Raw genomic sequence first — 7,442 nt, forward strand, 5'->3', positions numbered from 1 at the left:
ATTAGCATTGCACCTTTATACCTTTTACTCAAGAAATATTAAGACACTTAATAGTTAAACCTGTTTTTGATTACGATACCAAATTTCCATTGTCAGTAAGCTGAATAATATCTTAGCTCGCTTATCTTTTGAAATATCTAATGTACCATTCATTAGACGTTGAACCAACTTAGGATCTATTACTTCCTTATAAAGGCAGTCGCTACTGTTCAGATAATCTTTAAGAAGTGGGTTTAGATCTTTATCAACTAAATTGATGATTGGCACTTCGAACCCCTTCTTCGGCAGTTTTTCATTGCCTGCCGGAAGGTATTGGCTGGCAAGCTTACGCAGCAAGTATTTCGTTGTCCCCCCTCTGATCTTTAAGTCATCCGAAAGGCTTGGTGCAAATTCCATGATCTCTTTAGACAGGAACGGAGACCTTCCCTCTAAGGAACTTTGCATGGAACTTATATCTATCTTCTTGAGGAGGATATAAGGTAGAATCCCTTGAAAATCGGTCAACATTATCTTTCTTAAGCCCGATATGTCTTTTGAGAAATTTCGTTCTACAAGGCTCTGAAAAGATGATTCAGGTTGAACTTTATAATCACTTTTATAATCGAAAAGTACATCTGTACTTGCACTAAGGTACTGCTCAAAATCGTTCCTGCTACTTAGTTTAACGAGTCGGTACAGATAGTTGTACATATTCATTTTAGAGGCAGGAGCAGGTAAAAAAGGTGCTACAGCTTTAGATGCCCCTTTTACAACACTATTCCTAAAAAAAGAATGCGCAAAAGGTACGTACCTCCTGTAACCACCAAACAATTCATCCCCTCCATCGCCGTTGATAATCACTGTAACATGCTTTTTGGCTTCTCTAGCTACATAGTAAGACGGAATCTGAGAATCGTCCATAAAAGGCTCGCCATAAGCGCTAACAATGCTTTCAAAATCATTTGCTAGCTTATCGTAGGAAACCTCCAGTTCTTGATGATTTGTATTTAGAAACTTAGCAACTTGTTTTGCTACGACAGACTCATCATACTCATTTTGGAACTTAACTGTAAAAGTTCTTAAATTAGGTTTTAACACAGAAGCCATCGCGGCCATTATGCCACTATCGATACCCCCGCTCAAAAAACACCCAACTTCTAAGTCACTGCTTTCTACACGCCTCTTTACTGCAATTTTTAGTTTTTCATCGAGTAACGCTAGTGCCTCCTGCTCCTGAAGTTCCAGTACTTGCTCGTAGTAAGGCCCTATTGACCACCACTGTTGTTGCTCGGATAGGGATAAATTCTCTATATCTATAGAGATTCTATGTCCTGGCTGAAGCTCATAAATATCTTTATAAGGTGTATTTTCACCATATACCATACCTGTTTGCAAGTATTCTGCAATGGAAGGTAAGTGTATACTTGGCCTCATGATTTTCTGCAAGAGATTTTGCTCACTACCAAAGTATATACCATCATCCGCAACCCCTATATAAAGAGGCTTTTTGCCTGCTCTATCTCTTAGCAGAAACACCTTTCCCTGCTTTTTATCAAAAAGAGCTATCGCGAACATGCCATCCATGTGAGAAAGCATATCAAGCCCCAGTTGCTTATACATTAGTAGCACTGTCTCTGTATCAGATCGAGTTCTACCTGTAAGACCAAATTTAGTTCTTAACTCTTGATGGTTATAAATTTCACCATTGAATATAATAGCGAGGTCTTCATCGTCCATAGGTTGAGTACCACCCTCAATATCAACGATACTTAACCTGGCGTGAAAGAAATGTACATTATGAGCATAAGTTTTATGTACCTGCCCATCAGGCCCACGGTGGCATAACATCTCTGTTGCCACGTGCATATCTCTTTCTCTTAAAGAGCCAACTTTACCAAAAATCCCACACATACTAAAACAGCTCTAGATCGCCCAAATTAAATGACCAATTATTTATATCTTCTACCCTAGTAATTAGCTCTGCATCATTCACTTCTCGGATAGTGATTTCTGGTGCGTACTTTTTTAATGAAAATATTCTGTAAGCTATTGTCTGCATCAAGCTCATCTTGTAGTTTGGAATGAAGCTTATAACAGGTGTGCCTAGCTTACGTGCAAGACTATGGTACGCTTTTAAGGCAGTTGCTGAGTCAGCAACTCCATCAGACCAAATTTCATCACAAATTCTCAACTCATAGAACCTCCCCCTCTTCTTGAGGTGAAAGAAAACCATTATTGCTCTTTTTTTACCTTCATACACATAAGAACCATAAGGTATTTCAGGAATAAGTTGATAACGCCATCTAAAGTACGCAAGGCTATGATGGGTATGTACTAAACCTTGTGAAGAAGCTGATTTAAAAGGTAAATCATCGAAGTCGACTTCTTGCAAAGAAGTTCTAAACTTTTCAAAATTTTCTAACGCTTTTCCACTAAATGCCAGCCCTATACTTCCAACTACATTTGGTTTGCCAAGTACTTTCCACCCCATTTTAAGGTAGCCTGGTTTAGATTGAGTATTTGGAGTATTGTAGATAAAACAGCAAGGTTCTGTCTGCTTGAGCTCGTGAATGAGAGCTTTTGTTAATTTAGAAAATATACCTTTCCCACGGTAATCTGGATGAGTCGCCGTATCAACAGCTCTGAAGGCAGGAGCAAATTTATCATTAAGCTCCCATCTCCAGCGCATAAAGGCTCGTAAACCTATTAGCTTATCTTTATCGAAAGCAAGCAAGACAGGAGAGTTACCAAAAGGATTATCAATGTGCTTCCACCTCCAGAAAGATTCTACTGGAGCACCTCCATCAGTACCTAACGAAAGCTCAAATAAATCTAGAATTGCGGGTAAGTCCTGCTCCGTTGCTGCTCTTACTTCATACTCCATATTTTGCATACTGCTTATATACAGTCTCTAATTCTTGTACCATGTTTTTCATGCTAAAACGCTGCTCTACTCTCTCACGCGCATTAGCAGCTAAAGTAGTATGCATCTCCTTATCTTGTAATAATAGATTCACGTTTTTTTCAAGGGCTACCACATCACCGGCATTACACAATAGCCCTGATACTTCATGCTCAACTACCTCAGGTACTCCTCCAACGGCTGTAGAAACTATTGCACAAGACATACTCATTGCTTCTAGTAGTGCAATTGGAAGCCCCTCAAAATCAGAAGTCATCAGATAAACATCTGCCATGTTAAAGTATGGCTTCACATTTTCTTGTAGACCTGCGAAGTGCACCTTCCCTTTAGATAGTAAGGGCTCAGCCAGAACTTTCAGCTTTTCATGTTCAGGCCCATCACCAACAATAATGAAAGAAACCTTATCATTCTTATTGCACACACCTTCAGCAACTTTTAAAAAGTTATCGAGTCTTTTTTGTTCACGGAAAACCGCTGCTGTTGCCACAACTAGGTTATCGGCAGGAATTCCTAATTTGGCACGAAAACTTTCATTTTCAGATGTTCTTCTAAAAGCATTTGTATCTACACCATTAAGTATCAGCTTAATTTTCCCTGGGCTAACAATTTTTTTTAGAGCTACTTCAGCGTCTCCAGATACAGGTATTATTAGTTGATTCAGATGAATAGTTAAGCGGCTAGCGAACTTTGTTAAGCTATGATATCGGGAAAAATTATTATGCTCCGTATATATAACAGGCACACCAGTTAGCTTAGCAGCTATTCTTCCTGCTATTCCGGCCCATGGTAAATGGCAATGGACTAAGTTGATCCCCTGTTCACGGATATATCGAATTAAGTTAGGTACTTTTTGAAAAATCTGTATGTTATTAGACGCTTCAAAGCAACTAACAACTCCACCATTATTCTTGATAGCTTCAACCATTTGGTTTTTCCAAGGGAGGAAGTAGATGTAGTGGAATTCAAACTCAATTTTATTATGATACTTCAACGTCTCAGGTAGCAGCATCTCAGCTCCACCTCTACCTAGAGATTTTATGATGTGAAGAACTTTTATCTTTTGCGACATGAGGATCTATTGTTTTACCTAATTGCTTGGTTACTCCATGAACCGTTCCACGTAAAAACCATTCTAACTTTGCTGATTTATTATTTTCCTTGAGCAATATAGCTCCAAATAATTTAACCCAACTTCTAACTAACTTATAGGCTCGTAAAACTGTGCGCTCCTTCACATATAAGCGCATATAAAGCATATTTCTTACTTCATAATAATACCGCCAGGGTTGCCTGTAATTTGTAACTCTTGCCGTAAAATGAACGCCCTTGGCAGCCGCAACCCATTTAAGAGGATAATTGAATTTATCTCTCATCCTGTCCATTAGGTATTCCGAATCCTCGGCCCAGAAAAAGAAGTCTTTGCGCGGGTAACCCACATGCTTTATAACCTGCATGGGTATAAGTACACCCCACCATCCCGGCATTCTCCTTGTCGCAAAATCTTTTTCACGTATGTATGGAAAGACTACTGTTTTATCATTCGTAGAGTTAAGCAGAATCTCTAAGCAGCTATCGAATGGGAAGAAATCGTCATCCATCATCCAAACATAATCAACGTTTGTTTTTTCTGCGAAATACTTAACCCCCTCATAAAACCCACCTGCCGGGCCTGTATTTTCGCTTAAGTAAATTTTTTCAATGTTATCCATTAAATCAAGATACTCCCGCGTTCCATCTTGTGAATGATTATCAACTACTAAAACTTGAATAGATTTATGGGTTTGCGCCAAAACCTTACAAAGGGTTATCTTAAGAAGCTTCAGGCGATTGCAGGTTAGAATTATAACCCCAACAGATTCATTCATGAGAAATTTATATTATGGCCTGAGCTGTTCTTAAACTCCACTAGTAAGACTTTGATATAGATTAGCAAAAGAGCTGGCTATATTATTATTCATATACTTCTCTTCCACCATGCTTAATGCACATTCAACTAAGCTCAAAGCTTTTGATTTATTAATTAGACAGCTATTCACAGCTTGGGCAAACGCTTCTTCTTCTCCACGCTCTACTAACCAACCGGTTTTATCAGGTATTACAATTTCACTTATTCCTCCCACATTATTCGCAACAACAGGTGTTTCATACAGCATTGCTTCTAAAATTACGCCTGGCAAACCCTCAATTATACTAGGCAGCAGAAGTGCATCTCCATGCGCAATGTACTCCAGAGGGTTGTTTATGAATCCTGTAAAGCTAATCTTACTTGATAACTCCATCTGCTGCACAGCCTCTTCTACTTCTTTTCTAAGTGGTCCATCACCAATAAGCCAAAGGTGCATGTTAGGGGTTGTATCAACTATCCTTTTATATATTCGCAACAGCCCAAGGTGGTTTTTTTCAAAAGTAAAACCTCCAACATGTACTAAATTGATAGAGCCAGAGAATGCAGTACCGGTAAAAGGATCGTTAACATGCAGTTTAGGCTCCAGACCTATCGGAATAGTTAAGGTTTTTTTTGCCAGTTCTGGAAAGAGCTTTACTATATCACCTCTTGAAAAATCGCTTACTGAGGCAACAGCATCAACTTTACTGAGTAGAAACTTGGTGTATATTTTTTGTAGTGGATTCTTTAGGTAAGAACTTAGCGTGCTTGCATTACGAAATACAATTGGCTGATGCCATTTGTACATAAGCTTTGAAAACACAGCATATTTCAATGTATCTCCAGCATTAGCTTGTATCACATCAGGGTTCATTTCTTTTACAACATCCGCTAATGCTTTCCAACCATTTTTATCCCAAAGGCGAGCTTGTACGTTTGCACCGAGCAAAATGTAATCCTTCTTAAACTTACCAGCTTCATTTTCAGCATACAGTGCTAGTAATTTAGATGTGTGCCCTTGCTGTTCTAAATTTTCAGATAATTGAGCTGCGAAAGTTTCAGCACCACGAGGTTGTGGCTTTTGAATTAACTGCAGGATTTCCATAACAATATATTAATGTAAGCAGGCAATATCTTTTGATCCTGACAGTAAATTAGAAGTAAAGAAGTCATTGAGCTTAGCTTCATGAAAAAGAATCAATCAGGGCCTAGTATGTTTTAGCTATAGTAGCATTCAAACTTGCTAACTTTAAAAACCGCTGTGGCAGCTTGACCACACAAGTATTAGCCTCTACTTATTGGCTGAACTATCTACTTAACTTGCAGAATTTTGTTTACTCAATTTCTGGTATAGCTGTAACATCTTTTCGTGCACCACCTCCAAATCAAAGTTTGCTTCAAAGTTTTCTCTGCTTTTGATTCCGTATTTAGTACAGGATTCAGGAGACTTATAAAAAAACTCTATCGTCTTAGCTATCGAATTGACATCATGCGAGTCAAAAAGCTCAGCATTCTGCCCTTCTTTAACTACCTCTCGTAGCACATCAATATTATTACAAGCAATAGGCAAACCTGCAGCTTGAGCTTCAATTACAGCTCCTCCCAAACCTTCATAAAATGAGCTGAAAGCAAATAAATTGCAGCTATTTAGTATTTCAGGAACATCATGTCTGTATCCTGCAAGGCAAACAGCAGCACCTAAATTATTTTGAGAAATATAGGCTTTCATTTCATTTGTACAAGTTCCGTCTCTACCTAATATGATAAGCTTTATATCAGTGAGCCCTTTTTCAATGAGTATTTTAAAGGCCTTCAGAAGCTGAACCTGTCCTTTTTGGAACTCATGCCGACCAGTGTTCACTACTATAAAATCAGATTTATTAATTCTGAACTCTTGCATAGATTCTTTAGGAGACACTTTAGCAGAGTCTCTCCCTCTATAGACAACAGTTATTTTATTGGAAGGTATTCCTAACTGCTCAACATAGTGGCGCTTCACTGTATCAGTTATACTATGGAAGTGATCTACAAACCTATTAGCTGTGAACCTATCAATCAATTTGTAAAGTCTCAGACCTGATTTATTAACTTTTGGGTCCAAAAACCTTTGTTCAGAATAAGTTGTGTTAACTAAACTTTCCAGGTGCACAAATTTAGCCTTCAGCTTACTGAGTCTTACGCGTAAATTTGAACGAAACAGCACTGAGTGCACAACTGTAATTGCTTTTTCCTGAATTACAGAGGCTATATAATTAACTTGCTTCGGAAAGTTAAGGTGGTCTAAAAAGTGTATGTTGTATCCCTTTGATAACATGTCCTGCTGTACACCTACACTCCTTCTATCTAAACAGATAATTTCAAAAGGTACCTGTACACGTGCTAAATAATCACAAAGAACCTGGGTAGATCTTTCAGCTCCCCCAGAGCCAAGTGAGTCAATTACTACCAGAACGTTAAGTTTATTCATATAATCCTTTATAGGGTGTTCGGATTTCTAAGAAAGTCTAATTTCAGAAGTGTTAAGCACGGCCAAAGAAAGGGTACTAAGTAATCTTTGTGTGTTTTTTGTCTTAACATTTAGCTTTTAAGATTTCCTGTTCCATATCTTGTTCATTTGAAGCAATAAAACATAATAGCTCCAAACGCCACTCTGCA

At 38.3% G+C, this 7,442-nt stretch carries 6 protein-coding genes; all 6 read right to left on the bottom strand.

Annotation, left to right across the window (positions count from 1 at the left end):
• Nucleotides 1–54: 54 nt before the first annotated feature.
• Nucleotides 55–1,890, bottom strand: a complete 1,836-nt coding sequence (asnB, locus tag ACFQ2O_RS18400; protein ID WP_377531356.1) for an asparagine synthase (glutamine-hydrolyzing) — start codon at nucleotides 1,888–1,890, stop codon at nucleotides 55–57.
• Between the two features lies 1 nt (nucleotide 1,891).
• Nucleotides 1,892–2,863: a GNAT family N-acetyltransferase gene (locus tag ACFQ2O_RS18405; protein WP_377531359.1), complete on the bottom strand. Its 972-nt coding sequence runs from the start codon at nucleotides 2,861–2,863 to the stop codon at nucleotides 1,892–1,894.
• Nucleotides 2,853–3,971, bottom strand: a complete 1,119-nt coding sequence (locus ACFQ2O_RS18410; RefSeq protein WP_377531361.1) for a glycosyltransferase — start codon at nucleotides 3,969–3,971, stop codon at nucleotides 2,853–2,855. The genes ACFQ2O_RS18405 and ACFQ2O_RS18410 overlap by 11 nt, the downstream gene beginning before the upstream one ends.
• Nucleotides 3,925–4,767, bottom strand: coding sequence for a glycosyltransferase family 2 protein (locus tag ACFQ2O_RS18415; RefSeq protein WP_377531364.1), 843 nt, complete (start codon nucleotides 4,765–4,767; stop codon nucleotides 3,925–3,927). Before ACFQ2O_RS18415 ends, ACFQ2O_RS18410 begins: the two co-directional genes overlap by 47 nt.
• Nucleotides 4,768–4,797: 30 nt before the next feature.
• On the bottom strand, nucleotides 4,798–5,892 hold the full coding sequence (locus ACFQ2O_RS18420; protein ID WP_377531367.1) for a glycosyltransferase: 1,095 nt from the start codon (nucleotides 5,890–5,892) through the stop codon (nucleotides 4,798–4,800).
• A gap of 210 nt (nucleotides 5,893–6,102) precedes the next feature.
• Nucleotides 6,103–7,254, bottom strand: coding sequence for a glycosyltransferase family 4 protein (locus ACFQ2O_RS18425; protein WP_377531369.1), 1,152 nt, complete (start codon nucleotides 7,252–7,254; stop codon nucleotides 6,103–6,105).
• Nucleotides 7,255–7,442 lie beyond the last annotated feature (188 nt).

This window comes from Pontibacter rugosus (assembly GCF_042678745.1).
GTDB classification, from domain to species: Bacteria; Bacteroidota; Bacteroidia; order Cytophagales; family Hymenobacteraceae; genus Pontibacter; species Pontibacter rugosus.

What these genes read in the sequence shown, in the direction of transcription:
- asnB (WP_377531356.1), bottom strand. Translation starts at nt 1,890, where the DNA reads ATGTGTGGGATTTTTGGTAAAGTTGGCTCTTTAAGAGAAAGAGATATG.
- ACFQ2O_RS18405 (WP_377531359.1), bottom strand. Translation starts at nt 2,863, where the DNA reads ATGGAGTATGAAGTAAGAGCAGCAACGGAGCAGGACTTACCCGCAATT.
- ACFQ2O_RS18410 (WP_377531361.1), bottom strand. Translation starts at nt 3,971, where the DNA reads ATGTCGCAAAAGATAAAAGTTCTTCACATCATAAAATCTCTAGGTAGA.
- ACFQ2O_RS18415 (WP_377531364.1), bottom strand. Translation starts at nt 4,767, where the DNA reads ATGAATGAATCTGTTGGGGTTATAATTCTAACCTGCAATCGCCTGAAG.
- ACFQ2O_RS18420 (WP_377531367.1), bottom strand. Translation starts at nt 5,892, where the DNA reads ATGGAAATCCTGCAGTTAATTCAAAAGCCACAACCTCGTGGTGCTGAA.
- ACFQ2O_RS18425 (WP_377531369.1), bottom strand. Translation starts at nt 7,254, where the DNA reads ATGAATAAACTTAACGTTCTGGTAGTAATTGACTCACTTGGCTCTGGG.